Source organism: Bartonella numerosa, from assembly GCF_037070845.1.
Taxonomy (GTDB): Bacteria; Pseudomonadota; Alphaproteobacteria; order Rhizobiales; family Rhizobiaceae; genus Bartonella.
This window is the reverse complement of record NZ_JAYMZI010000007.1, coordinates 13,547-31,143: the sequence shown is the minus strand read 5'-3', so window position 1 is coordinate 31,143 and position 17,597 is coordinate 13,547. Positions and strand designations below refer to the sequence as shown.

The following is a 17,597-nucleotide window of genomic DNA, read 5'->3' as shown; positions in this document are numbered from 1 at the left end:
TTGCAGGCAATCGGAAGGTTGATGCCGTCTTTCATACCTCTTATAAAATCTTTAAAAAGAATAAATAAGGGAGTTAGAAAATTCTGTGAACCACTCTATTTCTCTAATAGTGCGTTTTTCAGCTTTTATTTGGATGATTGAGCGCATATAAGAAACACAAATCCGCTATATCAGTTCCTCTCTTTTAACAATGTGATCGGTGTGCTCTCTGGATAACCGCTAACACACGCAATACGGATGTTTGTCAATTGATTGCTCACCGGATAGATCAAGTTATTTCCAGCTTATGTGCTTTTTCAGCCTGATTCACCAACACACTAATAGCTATTGACTTTTTTTAGAACATCCGTAGTGTTGCGGTGTAATCTAATTGCATTGCATATGGATTTTGTGGCAGAATATTTTTTTTTCAGTATGAGTAGGATTTTCCGTTATGGCCAAGGCAGCAACCGTTAAGATAAAGCTTTTATCAACCGCGAATACTGGTTTTTTTTATGTGACGAAGAAAAACAGCCGCACGATGACAGATAAGATGAGCAAGCGGAAGTACGATCCCGTCGTGAAGAAACACGTTGAGTTCAAAGAGACAAAGATTAAGTAGTTTACCTGTATCGTTTGGTTCGTGGCCTTTCTTGTTGAAGATAGGGTTGTGGTTGTTTTTGTATCGTATGAGTTGTAATATTTGCGGGAGTGGTTTTTTTTTTATAATTTTTTGGTCTATTCTTCTTCCTGTTTACATTTCATGCAGTGTTTTGCTGATTTATGTATCTAAATACGGTGTAGAGCGGATTGGGCGTCATAAGATTGTCCTATATAGTCAAACAATGTATCTGCTGTTTTGTTAAAGAATTTTTTTGGTGAGTCTTTTACCGGTGGTGTTTGCTTTTTTTCATGAAGAAGGAGGCCAGCTTGATTTAAGAAGCTATCGAAGAAGGCGATTCTTTTTTTGTGTATTTGTGATCGCTATCGCTTTTGTTTTTATTGCGAGCTTCCTGCGGCATGCGCAAGCGCAATTTTCGGAAAGGCATTTTGTTTCTCGAACATTTTCCCCTAGAGCTAGAGACAGTGCATCTATAGAAGGGAGAGCGCATATTATTGACGGCGATTCGATCGTAATCTCTGCCGTTATGATTCGGCTTCTGGGGATTGATGCTCCTGAGCTTCGCCAATTTTGTGGCACAGAAAAATCGCGTTACCCATGCGGACTTGAAGCAAAGGAATATTTAAAACAGCTCATAGCGGATCAACCCGTTACATGTTATTGGAATAAAAAAGACAAATACGATCGTATTCTTGCAATATGCAAAACTAAAAAAATAAAAAACATAAATGCTGTAATGGTAAATGATGGTTGGGCTGTAAGTTATTATGACTATCCTATAGAAGAACAAGAAGCTAGAGAGCAAAAAAGGGGAATGTGGCGATCGAGTTTTCAGCGGCCAAGAAATTGGAGGAAGGCTCACCAGCGAAAAGAATGAAGAAAGGTGTTCTTTTTCTTCAGCCCGATAGCGGGTTTGTTATTTCCTTAAAGAAACCAGTGGTGAAACTGAGTGATTAAGGATTAAGGAGGAATTCGCTCCTATAACATATAGGTGGGGGTGTTGTTTTTCCTTGTCTTCATGGATCAGAGCCTGCTAGATTATCTATGTGAAGCGTAAAGCGAATACAATCCAGGTACGGGATTGGGATTATGCAATTAATTCAGCTAGTTCGCAGGAAACTTCGGTGATAGCAGTGGATGTATATTTATTACTATCACTCCTGCGAAAATTTTATCCTTAGGATTATAATCAGAATTCTTTTTTCAAATAATCAAATCTTCTTCTTCGAAAGTTATCGTTTGTGCGTGTGTTAAAACAGCAGCCTTGACAACGCCGGCCGCTACAGCTGCGCCGACCCCTTCACAAAAATTTATCTCTAAATCTAAAAGAGGTTCTTTTCCAATCATTTTTAAAAGTTTTCGGTGTGCTGGATCGGGAGAAACATGCCCAATAAGGGTATGATCAAGGGATCTTGGATGCATTTTATAAAGCACCGCTGCTGCCGCAGTTGCCACAAAACCATCCAAAACAACGGGAACTTTCTCCATCCTTGCAGCTAAAACGGCACCTATTATAGCGGCAACTTCGCGTCCCCCCAGGCGACGCATTATTTCAAAAGGATCATTAAAATGCTGTTTGTGTAGGGAAACTGCCGTTTTGATTGCTGTTATCTTACGGCGATAAAATTCTTCATCAGATTCCACGTAGTTCCCTATCCAGTCCTCAGCTTCTCCACCAAACAACGCTAAGCATAAAGCTGAAGCTATCGTTGCGTTGCCAATTCCCATTTCCCCTATGCACAAAAGATCAATTCCATTAGCGATAGATTCCATCCCAAATGCCATTGTTGCGGCTGCACCATGCTCGTCCATCGCAGCATCTTTTGTAATATTCATCGTTGGATATTCCAGTGCCAAATCGAATATTTTTAATCCGAGATCATAAGATTGGCAAATTTGATTGATAACTCCGCCGCCGGCTGTAGAGTTTTTTACCATTTTTTGCGTCATAGATTGAGGAAACGGTGTGATATTTTCATCTATTATACCGTGGTTTCCAGAAAAAATAGCGACTAGTGGTCGTTTCACGATGGGCGGTTTTTCTGCATCTCTCCATCCTGCATACCAAACTGCAATATCTCCTAATTTTCCTAACGCACCCCCTGCCCGTGTCAAACTTTCTTGCCTTTTTTTTGCCAAAATTATAGAAATCTCGTCAGCAACGGGTAAATTTGTGAGTAGAGCACGAAAATCATCAAATGGACTTGCAGCCATAAATACACCTTTTTAAATTTATAGTATGTCATTTGTCACATAAAAAAATTGAATAATTTTTTATCTTAGAAAAAACATTTTAGACGTATTAGGTTTCATTAGCCAGCTGGCATATCATTTTTGTACAAACATTGTACCTCTGAGTTACATATTTCTGGGTATTTATTTGCCGGATTATTCTGCGCGTACAGAGAACCTACTTTCTATAAGGAGAACGATTCCCTCGGAGTAAGATTGTGTTGTTTGAGGTTTTTTTTAAAGGTACCGCGGCATTTGTGGCTTTTTGCACTCCCAAATATAAAAGCGTACCGCTATTATCTAAGCAAAAACGGAAAAAGCCTCCCTCAAAACATGAGCACCGGCACACTCTTTTGTCGCACGGTTTGACAGTATTTGCCGCCAGCGGCGGGCTCCGTCCTTACCGTGAAACAAACTGATCATGTGGCGAGTAATATGAGAAAGTCGTCCTCCTGATGCAATATGTTGAGCAGCATAATCGCACATAATCTCAATAAGATCATGATCATTGATAGCGTCCTGCGAATCGCCGTATATTTGGGAGTCTATATGCCTTAATAAAGCCGGGTCATGGTAAACTTGTCGGCCAACCATCACAGCATCGCATGAAATTAAATGCTCTTTAACTTCATTAATAGATTTAATTCCACCGTTTATTCCGATGAATTTATTGCAATATTTTCTTTTTAGTTTATAAACTCTTTCGTAATTTAGCGGAGGGACATCGCGGTTTTCTTTTGGACTTAGTCCTTTTAGCCACGCCTTACGTGCGTGTACCCAGAGTGCATCACCTCCAGCATTCCAAATCTTATTAGCAAAAATATCTAAAGTGGATTCCTCGTCTTGATCATCCACACCAATTCTACATTTGACAGTTACAGGCACAGAGACCGCCTGTTTCATCGCTTCTACAGCTCTTGCCACAACATCAGGATGTAACATCAAACAGGCACCAAAAACACCAGCCTGAACACGATTTGATGGACAACCAACATTAAGATTTATCTCATCATAACCAAAATCTTCCACAATTCGAGCAGCTTTTGCCAATTTTTTTGAATCCGACCCACCTAATTGCAGTGCAATAGGATGCTCTCTATCATTAAAGGCCAACAATTGTTCACGTACACCATGAATGACAGCATCTGCTACAATCATCTCGGTATAAAGTAGTGTTTTTTTTGTCAAAAGGCGGTAAAAAAACCTGCAATGCCGATCCGTCCAGTCCAACATTGGCGCCACCGCGAATTTAATTGGTGAAGAAAGACTATAAACTGTCATAAAAGAGTCGCTCTTGCCTTTTCATTAACAATTTTCATCCATAAGCATAAGTTTTATTAAAAAAAGACCCCCGCAATCAATTAGATATACAACATACATCATATATTTTAGATCTTTAGAATTATATATTTTTAAAATAGATTATCATATGTTTTTTATAATTTATTAAAATACTATAAAATATATTAATATTATAATAGCTAGAATATCATTTATGGTTGCAAGTATAGTATAATGAAATAGTATATATAAATATCATCACTGCCTTTTTTTGTTTTCTTGTTTAACTTTCATATAAGAAGAAAGAACTTCAACCTCATTTTTGTTAAATAAAAGCCCTAGTTTTGAACGCCGCCATAACACATCTTCACACGTTTTAGCCCATTCTTTTTCCATCAACCATTTTACTTCTATTTCATAAAGCCCATGTCCAAAATTTTTCCCCCTGTCGGCCTTACCGTCTGCAAACAACACTAAAGCCTCAGAACCGTAAGATCGGGCAAGCCTGCGGTGTGTAAAGCTGTCTAAATCTGAAGTCAAAAGAGCAATTTCATTTTCAAGCATATCTATTTTATCATACGGAAAATCTCCTCCAGGAAGCGTTGAGTTAGCCGTCCATGGAGCTCCCTTCGTACCGAGTGTTTTTTCAACAATTTTTATTACGTCCTCGGCCAATTTACGATAAGTTGTAATTTTTCCGCCATAAAGATGAAGAATTTTCGGAGTGTCTTTGCCACCTATTTCCTTAAGAACGTAACTGCGCGTAATTTCCTGAACTTTTGAGGCACCATCGTTATAGAGTGAACGAACACCAGAATAAGTCCAGACAATATTTCTTCGTAAAACCGGCTGCAAAAAATATTCACTTGCCGCTGTACAAATGTAATCAATCTCTGAATCCGTGATATGGACGTCAGCAGGATCTCCTTGGTACTCGCAATCCGTCGTTCCCAGCAATGTAAATTTTTCCTGATATGGAATGGAGAATATAATACGTCCATCACTGTTTTGGAAAATGTAAGCACGATCATGAGTATAAAGTTTTGGAACGACGATGTGAGAACCCTTGACGAGTCGTACTGGTGAATAGTCTTTATAGTCTAAGACATTTTTCAAAATACGGTTTATCCAAGGGCCTGCCATGTTCACAACATAAGAAGCTGTGACGCAATATTCTGCTCCATTTAGCCTGTCCCGAAGAATAACAAGCCATTTTTTTTCTTCTATCCTTAAGGATAAGACCTCTGTGCGTACTTTTATATCAGCTCCCAACTTTTCTGCATCGCGAGCATTAGCAATTACCAAGCGCGCATCATCTACTCTTGCATCAGAATATTCGAAACCTTTACGATAGTCTTCCTTAAGAGTAGAGGAAAATTTCTCTGAAAAATCAATTTGTTGACTACGCCATAATTTTTGATTCCAACTACCAAGATAATCATAAATAAAAAGCCCCAAACGCAATATCCATGTGGGACGCAATTTTTTATGATGGGGAAGAATAAAACGCAAAGGGCGTACAATATGCGGAGCCATGCGCCAAATAATCTCTCGCTCCTTCAAAGCTTCACGAACAAGCCTGAATTCACGATGCTCGAGATAACGGAGACCACCGTGAATAAGCTTCGTTGATGCACTTGACGTCCCTGATGCAAGATCGTTCATTTCAGCCAAACCTACTTTAAACCCGCGTCCGGCTGCATCCCTTGCTAATCCGCATCCATTTATTCCTCCACCAATGATAAATAGGTCATAATGCATTACGATTTTCATAATTTTTCTTTTCACATTAATTTTATTTCGTTCCATTGCTCCCAAGCAAACAACAATCAAAAATCAATATCAAGACTTCTTCGATAAGATTGTTAACGCATTCATTACATAATAAATATGGAAACGAACATTTATGCCGTCCATAAACTGAAACGGTACCAGAAAAATGAAAAGAATGTATTTTTTTGTAATTTGTTAAAATTATAATACAAACAAATGTGTTATTGCGAACGCGTAATACTTTTCATATAGTTTAATCAATATTAAAATAAAAATAGAAAGCATAAATATGGCTGAGAGGTATCAACACTTTATTACGACACAAGTTACAAAACTTCCGGCAGCAATATCATTGTGCCTTATTCTCTGTTCACCTTCTTTATCGAATACAAAATTGGATGGGGAAAAACAAAATTATTTGAACGCAGAAAAACTCAAAATACAACTCCTAGAAGACCATTCCTTTTTGGCCAAGTTAAAAGAAAAAATTTCACCATTAATCTCAAATTATGACATCCAAGAAACTATAAGAGAGTACTTGCTCGCTAATCCAGAAATTATGATTCAAATGCAACTTATACTGCAGGAAAAGATAGAGAAACAAAAAAAACAAAGAGATGAAAGGTTGGCCTCTACCATCAACTTGTTGAAAAAAGAAATATTTCAATCTCCTCATGATGCTATTCTTGGGAATCCGCATGGTAAAACAGAACTTGTTGTTTTTTTTGATTACAATTGTGGCTACTGTAAAAAATCCTATGCGCATATAGCAAATTTCACAAAAAAATACCGAGACTTGCGAATTATCGTAAAAGATTTGCCAATTTTGGGAACTGATTCTGTCGCAGCACATACCGTCGCTTATGCTTTTCGGCAACAATTTCCGGAAAAATATCATCAATTTTACAAAACACTCTTAATTAGCCCTGGTCGCTCGAACGAAAACAAAGCCATAAAGGTAGCAACTTCATTGGGAGCAGATGAAGAAAAATTGCGCAGCACAACGAAATATCTTAACCCGAACGACCTTTTTCAAGAAAATATCCAAATTGCCTCTATGCTCGGTATTAGCGGTACCCCTTCTTATATTGTGAATAATAAAGTTTTCATTGGAGCTGTGGGACAGGAATTCTTGGAAAAAGCAATAGAAAATACGGAATGAACGTTTTTTTACCTTATCAGTTTTATGAAAAAATACCGTAAATTAAGTGATTTTAGGCTTTCTCTTTTTTATCAACGTGCTTATAAGTGCAATTTTCCGCGACAAACGTAGGTTTGAGATTACAGAGTATCATTTTAATAACAGAAGAAGGAAAACAGCCCCTTCGGATCTCCAAAAAGGCCATTTGCAATCAAAGAAAATTTAGTCATGGCATAAAATAATGGGTATATTCATAGGGCAAGGAGTTTAAAAAAAATGACAACGAAAAAAACGGATGCGACGAAGCATATTGCAATTGATACAAAAATCGTCCGCGACCTCGCTGAAATTTTGAACGACACCAATTTAACGAACATTGAACTCGAACAAGGCGAGCTCCGTATCTGTGTATCACGTCAGGTTTCTTCGGTTTTTAGTGAACAAACAGTTTATCCTCCTGCAGCAACTCCCACTGTTACTATCGCTACACCTTCTTTGACCGCAGAGCATGAAACTCCTGTACAAGAAGATAAGTCACAAAATGCAGTAACATCTCCAATGGTTGGTACTGCATACCTCGCACCCGCACCAGGTGCACAAGTGTTTGTAGAAGTAGGACAAAACGTTTCCGAAGGGCAAACGCTGCTCATTATTGAAGCGATGAAAACTATGAATCAAATTTCATCGCCGCGCTCGGGCAGAGTGACGGCTATTTTGGTGAAAGATGGGCAACCTGTTGAGTTTGGTGAACCACTTGTAATTGTAGAATGAATCGAGGGGGAGCTATGATTCGAAAAATTCTTATCGCAAATAGAGGAGAAATTGCTCTTCGCGTCCAGCGGGCCTGCAAAGAACTTGGAATAAAAACTGTGGCGGTTCACTCAACTGCCGATGCTGATGCGATGCATGTTCGTCTTGCTGACGAAAGTGTGTGTATCGGCCCGCCTCAAACTCGAGATTCTTATTTAAGCATTCACCAAATTATTTCGGCATGTGAAATAACAGGAGCCGATGCGGTTCATCCAGGATATGGTTTTCTTTCTGAAAATGCAAAATTCGCGGATGTTTTGGAAGCGCATGATATTACATTCATTGGTCCAACAGCTGCTCATATCAGAATGATGGGTGACAAAATTGAAGCGAAGAAAACTGCTAAAAAACTTGGAATTCCTGTTGTTCCAGGTTCAGATGGAGCTATTACTGAAGAAGCAGAAGCCCTACGAGTTGTCAGTGAAATTGGATACCCCGCTATTATTAAAGCTTCCGCGGGAGGGGGTGGACGCGGTATGAAGGTCGTTCATTCTGAGAAAGAATTTTCTACAGCCTTAAAAACAACTCGCTCAGAAGCGGAAGCCGCTTTTGGCAATGATGCGGTTTATATCGAGAAATATCTAGAAAAACCACGCCATATTGAAATTCAAGTTATGGGTGATGGAGCGGGGAGAGCCGTCCATTTAGGAGAACGAGATTGTTCACTTCAACGACGTCATCAAAAAGTATGGGAAGAAGCGAATTCGCCTGCACTTAATGAAATTGAACGAAGAAAGATCGGTGATATTGTTGCGAATGCCTGTGCAAAACTTGAATATCGTGGAGCGGGTACGATTGAATTTCTTTATGAAAATGGTGAATTTTACTTCATTGAAATGAACACCCGTTTACAGGTTGAACATCCTGTAACCGAAGCTATCACAGGTATAGATTTAGTCCATGAACAAATTCATATTGCGTCTGGACAAGGACTCTCGGTTACACAAAATGATGTTTGTTTTTCTGGACACGCCATTGAATGCCGCATAAATGCAGAAGACCCAATTAATTTCACGCCATCACCAGGAACCATTACACACTTTCATACACCTGGAGGGTTAGGGATTCGTGTTGATTCAGGTGCATACTCAGGTTACAGAATCCCGCCTTATTACGATAGCTTAATTGGAAAGCTGATTGTCCACGGACGTACACGCTTAGAATGTATGATGCGTTTACGGCGCGCCCTGGACGAATTTGTAGTCGATGGCATTAAGACCACATTGCCTCTGTTTCGCGATCTTATTAACAACCAGGATGTTGCGGACGGCAACTATAACATTCATTGGCTAGAAAAATATCTCTCTGATCGGCAAAAAATTGTAGACTCATAATTTGATAAAAAAGCTGATTTTTCTGTCTTCCCTCCAACGAAGATACTATAGAAGCGTATGGTACCGTCATAAGAGATATCAAAAATAATAAAAAAAACTGGATAGTTTGTAGTTTGCGGTACAGAAGTTCGAATTATGAACAAAAATTGATAATTTTTTATTTCTCTTTTTATAAGTTTATGCTACTTCGTTTGTTGTTGTGCCCTTATAGCTCAGTTGGTAGAGCACCTGATTTGTAATCAGGGGGTCGGGAGTTCGAGTCTCTCTGGGGGCACCGTTTTGGATTAGCTTGATTTCTAGGAAAATTGTTAAGCTAACCTTGTGGGGTTTGTTTTTTTATTGTTTGGGTATAGTCATTTTTGGAGATGTTGCTCTAAGTTTTTAGATCTTTCTGTTGTGTATGGGAATGCGGGATCTTTTGACGGTTTTTTTTGTTTTTAAGAAATATAGATTCTGAGTGTGCATGTGGAGTCTATTTGCCCGGAATAAACAATAAGCAGACGCCCGGAGCACCGGGGGTGGCGTGCGAGTGGCACAAAAGCTCCCCAATGTGTTGAGATACCTGTCTTGTTCACCTGTTTATATAGCGTTAAAATTTAATCCAACGAAGGTACTTTCTGTGGGAAGAAAATCGCTAACCGCATTTCGGTGCCATTAACAGGTCAGCAAGTTTCGTTATAAAGTGTGTAACTCAGGAATAAATTTGAAAAAAGCCAGCAAGCGAGGAAATCCCGCTCCCTCACAGAATTGAATTTTTAGTGAGATGGCGATCCCGACAGGATTCGAACCTGTGACCCACGGCTTAGAAGGCCGTTGCTCTATCCAGCTGAGCTACGGGACCAGCTGATCATTCTCTTCTTAATTTAAACAAACCCCGCGCGGCTAATGCGTCCAAGGCTGTAATCTGTCATTGCGAAAATTATCAGAATAGGAAACAGCACGCCGAATTGGTTTGTATGCTTTCTCCACACGGTAAGGTATAGCATTTTTTCGAGCAAAGGCAATCGCCTCTTCCTTACTATTGAACCGAACTCTCACTTGATTGTTTACATCCGATGTTGCAGTGTACCCCATAAGAGGCTCGAGCATTTTTGCCTGTGACGGTTCGTATTGCAAAAACCAAAAAGCGGCATTCCGCCTGCCTGATTGCATAGCGGTCTTTGCGGGGCTGTAGATACGCGCTACCATAGCTCTCTCCCTCTAAAATACACAACGCCTGAACAATAACCCCTCCACTCTACACACATCCAGTAAAATAACTGTAACACGCCAAGAACGTGGTCGGAGCGATAGGATTTGAACCTACGACCCCCTGATCCCAAATCAGGTGCGCTACCAAACTGCGCTACGCTCCGTCAATCATAACCAGTCTACTGCATACTCCCTAAAATTTTCACGACAGAAGTGCAAGAGAAAAACACATTTTTTTTCAATTTTGTTTCATTTCTCTACAAATAAGAATTTATCTGAAAAACGTCCTCCACTAATTTTTAGAGGCATGAAGCAGTACCCATTGAGAAATTTATCCACAAAGATAAACAAATAATTTCTACATAAAAATTGTATCCGTTTACGATGCATTAATAGCACATCGATTTCTTACGACAACATACGATGAAGACAACCTGAAAACCAAGGCGACATAAACACCGAAAAACATCCAACCATAGAAAAAAGTCCCGAATAATTTCTCTAGATGGAAATGAGAATCACTGAATTTTTGAGTTGAGAACTTCACCAATGACTGCACGCGTTACTTTACTTTTTCTTTGCAGTGCTAGCCGATCGATAGAATCGATAGCACGTTTTAACGAAAACAAAGAGCGTTCACAACGATTTACGAGGTAGTAAACAACGTCGGGATGAACAGTGATCTGCCTATCTGAAAAAAATTTGAAAGCAACAGCGGTTAACAGTGTATCGTCAGGCTGATTAATTTCAACTAGCATGACTGAATTAAGGCGGCTTTTTAAATCGTTTAACGTCAAATTCCACATAGAAGGTACTGTGCGTGCAGTTACCAACAAAGTGGCTTGACGCATATGAAGATTTGCTTGCTTAATGCTATTAATTAAGTGAAAAAGCCCGGTTTCATTGATTTTATCGGCACTGATATCCTCAATCAACAACGGTCTTCCTGAAGAAGCTATAGAAACGACCTGATCGATTTGATCTCTGTGAACGTTTAGAGCATTCGCTTTCTGTGCCCACACGTTAGAAAAGTGCGTTTTTCCGGACCCTTTTTTTCCAACCAAAACAGCGATAGGCAATGCCCAATCCGGCCAATGATCGATGAGCTGAAAGGCCATACGATTGCTTTCGGTTACCACCAAATCATCAAATTTGAAAACAGGATCGGATGTATGAGAAAAATTTAGTGGTAATTGCATTTCACGCTTCTTCATTTAGCGGCTCCATATCTTCATTCCGCAAATACATTTGAGAGCGCAGATAAGTATGAAGAGCAAAACGAACTAAAACACCCACAGCAGCAGCAGCGGGAACAGAAACGAGCATACCGGTGAAACCAAATAATGAAGAAAAAGCGAAAAGCGCAAACATTAACCACACTGGATGGAGCCCTACTGACGAACCCACAAGTTTTGGTTGTAAAATATACCCTTCAATGAATTGACCAACAAAAAATATAGCCATAACGATAACGATACAACTCCAATTATCTGGATAAAATTGAACCCATGCAACACCAACAGATAATACAAAACCGCTCATTGTGCCAATGTAGGGAATAAAACTAATAAGGCCAATAAACATACCAATTAAAAGACCAAAATTGAGTCCTACAGAAGTTAATCCAACAACGTAATATCCTCCCAATATCAAACAAACAGTTCCCTGCCCACGAACGAAGCCGGCGATAGCTCTGTCCATTTCATGAAAAATGCTGCGGACAGTCTCAAGATGATCGCGTGGTATCCACGAATCAACAGCTGAAACCATACGCGGCCAATCCAATAACATGTAGAATGCAACCACAGGAGCCACTACAAATAGACTGATAATATCCATTATAGATTTTCCTGACTGCAAAAGCGAGTTCAAGAGAGAAGTAACAAAATCGGAACCTTGTCCTAAAATTCCCTTAATACCAGCCTGTAGCTCATGTGGATCGCTCCCAAAATAGCGCCTAACCCAACCAAAATCGGACTCAACAAAAAAAGTCTGGATGCGACCGATATAGATTGGCAAACCGTCCCTTATAAATTGCTGTATCTGCCCACTAATAATGGGGATCAATATTACCAAAGCAGCAACAAAAATAACAACGATAAATAAAGTAATCATGACGGTTCCAAAAACACGATGAATACCAAATTTTTCAAGAAGTTGAACGACTGGATTCAGAAAATAGGCTAATACAATGCCCACAACGAAGGGAAGTAAAATCGACCCAAAAGCAAACATAAAAAGAACAAAAAAAGACAACGCACCAAGCCAAAAAAGAATTTGTTTCTTCATATTACTTGGTAAAGGCACTTGAGCATAAGCAGGCACATAAGCCGTGTAACGACCACGAACCTCGCTTTTACTAATCTTCTTTTTCACCAACTGCAAAGCAGAATCATCGCGATTATCCGGTATTTTACTCATAAATATTCCAATTTTTTAGAAAAACTACCAATTTCCTCCACATGACTAAAAACATAGTATAATAGGGATTATTTATTCCTTAGATAATAAATATTCAATATTTCTTGTAGGGCAAACTTTATCATGGCATTGCATAATTTAAAATTCGATTTTCTTGAAGGAAGGCTCCAATGAGCAACCAAAATACAACTTGCAACAAATCTAATCGTAATCTCACCTATGCGGAGTCTGGCGTGGATATTAATATGGGCAACGCTATGGTGGAAAAAATTAAACCTTACGTACGTTTAACAAAACGAGCAGGTGCAGACGCAGAAATTGGCGGCTTTGGTGGTCTGTTCGATTTAAAAGCGACAGGCTTTATAGATCCCATTCTTGTAGCCGCAAATGATGGTGTAGGTACAAAATTAAAAATTGCCATAGAAACAGGTATCCATGATACTGTCGGTGTTGATCTTGTGGCTATGTGCGTCAATGATTTGATTGTACAAGGCGCTGAGCCTCTCTTTTTCCTTGATTATTTTGCAACTGGAAAGCTTGACCCTGAACAAGGAGCCACGATCGTTTCTGGAATTGCGGCAGGATGTCAACAAGCAGGTGCGGCTCTTATCGGAGGCGAGACTGCGGAAATGCCCGATATGTACGCGGAAGGAGACTATGATTTAGCAGGGTTTGCTATAGGAGCCGTGGAACGCGATGCGCTACTGCCCTCTAAAAATCTTGCAGAAGATGACGTTATTTTAGGTATTAGCTCATCCGGAATCCATTCTAATGGATTTTCTCTCGTCAGGCGCATCATCCAACAAAATAATATAAAATGGGATGACCCCGCCCCCTTCAACCCTCAAACGAATCTTGGAACAGCACTTCTCACACCAACGCGCATTTACGTAAAGTCGCTTCTATCCGTTATGCGTAATTATGAAGGAATCAAAGCTATCGCCCACATCACAGGTGGAGGATTCCTTGAAAATATCCCACGCGTACTCCCACCTTCTCTCTGTGCTGAAATAAACCTTTCTGCTATCCAGGTTCCCTCAGTTTTTTCGTGGATTGCTCAGCAAGGTAATATAGAGGAGAGAGAAATGTTGCGCACGTTTAACTGCGGCATTGGCATCGTTATCATTGTGGCACGATACGCAATTGAAGAAATTGTACAAGCGCTTCAAACAGAAGGAGAGTCCGTCACTCTTCTCGGAACTTTAACAAAACGCCAAGATAAAAGAATTATCTGTAAAGGGACACTTCATCTATGAAAAAGCGAATCGTTGTTTTTATTTCTGGCAATGGATCGAATATGGTAGCCCTTGCTGAAGCGAGCAAGGAAAAAGGGTATCCTGCTAAAATCGTTGCAGTTGTATGCGATAACCCTCACGCTAATGGTATTGAAAGAGCACGTAATAATAATTTTCCCGTGCATATTGTTAATCGCAAAAGCTACCTGACCAGAGAAGAACACGAAAAATCCATCTTGGAGGTTTTAGCTCGATATCAGCCAGATATTATATGTTTTGCCGGTTATATGCGCCTCGTTTCACCACATTTTATAAAGCCTTACGAAGGACGAATCTTAAATATTCATCCGTCCCTTTTGCCTTCATTCAAAGGTTTAAATGTTCACGAAAAAGTTTTACAGGCAGGTGTAAAAATTACCGGCTGCACCGTCCATCTTGTTGTAGAGGATATGGATGCAGGAAAGATACTTGCTCAGGCGGCTGTTCCAGTTCTCCCCAATGACACAGTGAGCAGCCTCGCACAGAGAGTACTTAAAGCAGAACACAAGCTTTATCCTAAAACTTTAAAAGCCTTTATCGAAGATGACAGCATAATGGCAGACGCCCAGCAACAGCTTTTATCCTTCTAAAAGTATTGGCCAAAGCACTGTGCTGATGCTCTTGTTTTAAGCGCTTCATCTTGTTTGTTTCTTGCTCGCAGAACTTGGGTTAAATCGGGAGGTATCGGTGCAACTAAAATTATTTCTCCACAATTTTTTTTGCAAGATGTGCAGTATTTATTTCCTAGTTATCTTTTTTGCCATGTTACCACCAATTTTATGAGGTCATTGTGCGCCATCTGTCTCTAGATATGTGCGTATAAAAATTCTCTTAACATACGCAATTTTCTTATATCATTGTGCAAGATTCTCTTTAACTGCCAGAGCTAACTGTCTGAGAGTAAATGGTTTTGGCAAAAAACCAAAAACAGCATCTTGCGGGAGATTTTTAGAAAAAGCATCTCTGGTATAGCCGGAAACAAAGATAAATTTTATATCGGGATAATTTCTACGTACCTCTTTTAGCAAAGTTGGTCCATCCATTTCAGGCATTACCACGTCAGAAACAATGATATCCACATCACCTTTATTTTCTTCTAAAACAGAAAGAGCTTCAATTCCACTTGCGGCTTCCAAAACAGTATATCCCCTCATTTTTAGCGCTCTCACCTCACCCATTCTGACAGAATCCTCATCTTCAACTAACAAAACAACCGCAGATCCTGTTAGATCCGTATTCCTCTCCTGCTGTTCTTCCATGTTCTCAATTTGTTTGGAAATTTCTCCGCTAACATCGGGTATATAACGAGGAAGAAAGATACGAAATGCAGTCCCTTCCCCTTCTCGGCTATCGCAGTAGATATAACCCCCCGTCTGTTTGATAATACCATAAACCATTGACAACCCGAGCCCTGTTCCTTTTCCAACCTCTTTTGTCGTAAAAAAAGGCTCAAATATCTTCCCTTTTATAGCAGAAGATATACCGATCCCGGTATCTGAAATGATTAACTGTACATATTCACCAATTGCAAGACCAATATAGCCAAATTCGGCACTCTGTTGTTTCGTGATATTATTTGTCGAAATTGTGACAATACCTCCATTTGACATAGCGTCACGTGCATTAATAACTAAATTCATAATAACACGCTGAAAAGATGCTTGGTCAACTTCAACACTCCATAAATCTCTTCCGTGAATAATTTTCAACTGAATGTTGTTACCCAATAGTGGCAAAATGAGATTACGAATGTCCGATAAAAGTTCTGTAAAATCAACTTTCTCTGGTCGAAGTGTCTGCTTTCTGGAAAAAGCTAACAGCTGCTGTACGAGCGCAGCAGCCCGATTAACGTTGTTTTTTATATTCATAAGGTCGGCGTGAGCTGGATCTGAGCTGCGATGTGTGTTTAGAAGGAGATCACATGACATCAAAATTGCTGTCAAGACATTATTAAAATCATGAGCGATACCGCCGGCCAATTGTCCAATGGCCTGCATTTTTTGATTTTGTATCATTTTATCTTCAAGAGTTTTTTGTTCTGTCGTCTCCATAACGGATATGATGACTGAATCTCGTGATACCTCACCATGAAATAGGGGTACGGGAGCAATGTGGAGGCTTAAATGGCATTCTTTATTGCTTTCTAGCACCGTGTCTATTGAAACTGAAACATTTTTACTCATCGCAATTTTTTGAAATGCACGTTTTAGTTGTTCATGATCACCACAGGCTATGACAGAATAGAGATCAATTGCCTCTTTTTTGCATCCTATCAATGATGAAAAAGCATCATTTGCGTGCGTTAACTGCCCTCTTAAATCGGCCACTGCGATTGCAAAGGGGCTAGCGTCAAAGTACTCTACCAACGCACTCGGTAACTTTAATGGATGATTCCCCTCTTCTTTTTGTACTTGCCGCGGCATCGCCACGATACGATAAACAACTTCATCTTCCAAAAAAGAAGACGCGCACATAAAACAGTCAAATATTTTCTCGCTACCAATATCTGAATTTAAACACAACGGAAACATATAAGGCGTTGAATAACCTAGATCTTTGTATTTATCGTATTGCGAGCGGATGTCATTCCACGCATTATTTTCCTCTATACCATTGAGTAACTGATCAAAATTATGCTGACCAACGGAAAAATTTGTTAGGTCTATCGAGAGCCACTCGGCAAAAACCGTATTTGCGTAAAGAATCACACCCCGTGCACTGACAGACAAAAAGCCGACAGGAGCCTGATCCAAATGATTAATAGCCTCTTGCAAGTCCGAAAAAAAAGTTTCGCGGTAATCTTGAAGATGAGAAATATCGGAAATACGCCAAAATAAAAGCTTTTTTTTCTGTATAATTATCGGCTGAACGGAAATATTGTACCAAGCAAAATTTTTATGTGGAGAATGAGGGAATATTGGCTGCTCTACCCTGAGCTCTTCTCGCGCTGAAGAATCATTGTATGCAGAAACTTTCAAACGGTACGCGAGAGCGCCAGCCCCTGGGAGGTTGGAAATGACTGCGTAGCAAGAAGCTTCGGGTCTATAAGTGGGGATTTGTTGATAGTTTTTGTTGGAATAACGAACAGAACCCGATAAATCTGAGACTATAATCGCGTCACTGGTGTCGTCAAAGATGCTGAAATCAAAACCGCCGGGGAGGTGCGCGGCGTTGTATCTCAAAATTCCCGTCCCTATTAAAACCAGCGCAATAACGCCTATAACCGCCAAGGCTAAAAAGGACACCAGCATAACCTTCTGAAGGTCGCTTTTTTGATAGAAAAAACCCAAAGAACCCACAACAGACAGAAAGACGATGACGAAAATAATAGAAAAAACCACTCCTTTCCAATGCAAAGAAGTAAACCACGGCATTTTGCTGTTTCTAATTTCCCTGTCCATCTCTATTTGCCTCGGTTGTGGCCATTTTTTATGCCACAATTGTCTTTAGTAATCATTGTTATGAAATAATCCCGTAAAAGTGTCTACCTAACAAAAATTACTCAATGTTAAAAAAATGATGCTTCATATCATTTAATA

General features: G+C 39.7%; 14 protein-coding genes and 3 tRNA genes. 8 read left to right on the top strand and 9 right to left on the bottom strand.

Annotation, left to right across the window (positions count from 1 at the left end):
- Positions 1–433 precede the first annotated feature (433 nt).
- Both rpmG and WCP75_RS03685 read left to right on the top strand, forming a co-directional pair.
- Complete coding sequence (gene rpmG / locus WCP75_RS03690) at positions 434–601, top strand: 50S ribosomal protein L33 (protein WP_336276902.1); 168 nt, start codon at positions 434–436, stop codon at positions 599–601.
- A 355-nt stretch (positions 602–956) separates the two neighbouring features.
- Positions 957–1,478 (top strand): thermonuclease family protein, encoded by a 522-nt coding sequence (locus tag WCP75_RS03685; protein ID WP_336276901.1) that lies wholly within the window; start codon positions 957–959, stop codon positions 1,476–1,478.
- A gap of 326 nt (positions 1,479–1,804) precedes the next feature.
- Here WCP75_RS03685 and WCP75_RS03680 read toward each other — a convergent pair whose 3' ends face one another.
- The 3 genes from WCP75_RS03680 to glpD all read right to left on the bottom strand — a co-directional run bounded on the left by WCP75_RS03680 (position 1,805) and on the right by glpD (position 5,887).
- Positions 1,805–2,815 (bottom strand): nicotinate-nucleotide--dimethylbenzimidazole phosphoribosyltransferase, encoded by a 1,011-nt coding sequence (locus tag WCP75_RS03680; RefSeq protein WP_336276900.1) that lies wholly within the window; start codon positions 2,813–2,815, stop codon positions 1,805–1,807.
- 318 nt (positions 2,816–3,133) lie between these two features.
- Positions 3,134–4,114: a tRNA dihydrouridine(20/20a) synthase DusA gene (dusA, locus tag WCP75_RS03675; RefSeq protein ID WP_336276899.1), complete on the bottom strand. Its 981-nt coding sequence runs from the start codon at positions 4,112–4,114 to the stop codon at positions 3,134–3,136.
- A 258-nt stretch (positions 4,115–4,372) separates the two neighbouring features.
- Positions 4,373–5,887 carry a glycerol-3-phosphate dehydrogenase gene (glpD, locus tag WCP75_RS03670; RefSeq protein ID WP_336276898.1) on the bottom strand — a complete coding sequence of 505 codons (1,515 nt, stop codon included), beginning with the start codon at positions 5,885–5,887 and terminating at the stop codon, positions 4,373–4,375.
- Positions 5,888–6,176: 289 nt separating this feature from the next.
- Here glpD and WCP75_RS03665 point away from each other — a divergent pair, with 289 nt between their 5' ends.
- From WCP75_RS03665 to WCP75_RS03650, 4 genes are all read left to right on the top strand, one after another.
- Positions 6,177–7,049, top strand: coding sequence for a DsbA family protein (locus WCP75_RS03665; protein ID WP_336276897.1), 873 nt, complete (start codon positions 6,177–6,179; stop codon positions 7,047–7,049).
- A gap of 255 nt (positions 7,050–7,304) precedes the next feature.
- Positions 7,305–7,799 (top strand): acetyl-CoA carboxylase biotin carboxyl carrier protein, encoded by a 495-nt coding sequence (accB, locus tag WCP75_RS03660; RefSeq protein WP_336276896.1) that lies wholly within the window; start codon positions 7,305–7,307, stop codon positions 7,797–7,799.
- Between the two features lie 14 nt (positions 7,800–7,813).
- On the top strand, positions 7,814–9,172 hold the full coding sequence (gene accC / locus WCP75_RS03655; protein WP_336276895.1) for an acetyl-CoA carboxylase biotin carboxylase subunit: 1,359 nt from the start codon (positions 7,814–7,816) through the stop codon (positions 9,170–9,172).
- Between the two features lie 201 nt (positions 9,173–9,373).
- Positions 9,374–9,446: transfer RNA gene (locus tag WCP75_RS03650), tRNA-Thr, on the top strand.
- A 490-nt stretch (positions 9,447–9,936) separates the two neighbouring features.
- On the opposite strand, the gene WCP75_RS03645 is transcribed toward WCP75_RS03650, so the two are convergent.
- The 5 genes from WCP75_RS03645 to WCP75_RS03625 all read right to left on the bottom strand — a co-directional run bounded on the left by WCP75_RS03645 (position 9,937) and on the right by WCP75_RS03625 (position 12,784).
- Positions 9,937–10,013, bottom strand: a tRNA-Arg gene (locus WCP75_RS03645).
- Between the two features lie 41 nt (positions 10,014–10,054).
- On the bottom strand, positions 10,055–10,360 hold the full coding sequence (locus WCP75_RS03640) for an ETC complex I subunit (protein ID WP_336276894.1): 306 nt from the start codon (positions 10,358–10,360) through the stop codon (positions 10,055–10,057).
- A gap of 90 nt (positions 10,361–10,450) precedes the next feature.
- A tRNA-Pro gene (locus WCP75_RS03635) sits at positions 10,451–10,527 on the bottom strand.
- Between the two features lie 354 nt (positions 10,528–10,881).
- A complete protein-coding gene (gene hdaA / locus WCP75_RS03630; RefSeq protein WP_336276893.1) occupies positions 10,882–11,577 on the bottom strand; it encodes a DnaA regulatory inactivator HdaA in 696 nt (231 codons plus the stop codon).
- Positions 11,564–12,784, bottom strand: a complete 1,221-nt coding sequence (locus WCP75_RS03625; RefSeq protein WP_336276892.1) for an AI-2E family transporter — start codon at positions 12,782–12,784, stop codon at positions 11,564–11,566. Before WCP75_RS03625 ends, hdaA begins: the two co-directional genes overlap by 14 nt.
- 170 nt (positions 12,785–12,954) lie before the next feature.
- Here WCP75_RS03625 and purM point away from each other — a divergent pair, with 170 nt between their 5' ends.
- Together purM and purN are read left to right on the top strand one after the other, a co-directional pair.
- Positions 12,955–14,040: a phosphoribosylformylglycinamidine cyclo-ligase gene (gene purM / locus WCP75_RS03620; RefSeq protein WP_336276891.1), complete on the top strand. Its 1,086-nt coding sequence runs from the start codon at positions 12,955–12,957 to the stop codon at positions 14,038–14,040.
- Positions 14,037–14,648, top strand: a complete 612-nt coding sequence (purN, locus tag WCP75_RS03615; RefSeq protein WP_336276890.1) for a phosphoribosylglycinamide formyltransferase — start codon at positions 14,037–14,039, stop codon at positions 14,646–14,648. Before purM ends, purN begins: the two co-directional genes overlap by 4 nt.
- Before the next feature lie 264 nt (positions 14,649–14,912).
- Here purN and WCP75_RS03610 read toward each other — a convergent pair whose 3' ends face one another.
- A complete protein-coding gene (locus WCP75_RS03610; RefSeq protein ID WP_336276889.1) occupies positions 14,913–17,459 on the bottom strand; it encodes a response regulator in 2,547 nt (848 codons plus the stop codon).
- Positions 17,460–17,597 lie beyond the last annotated feature (138 nt).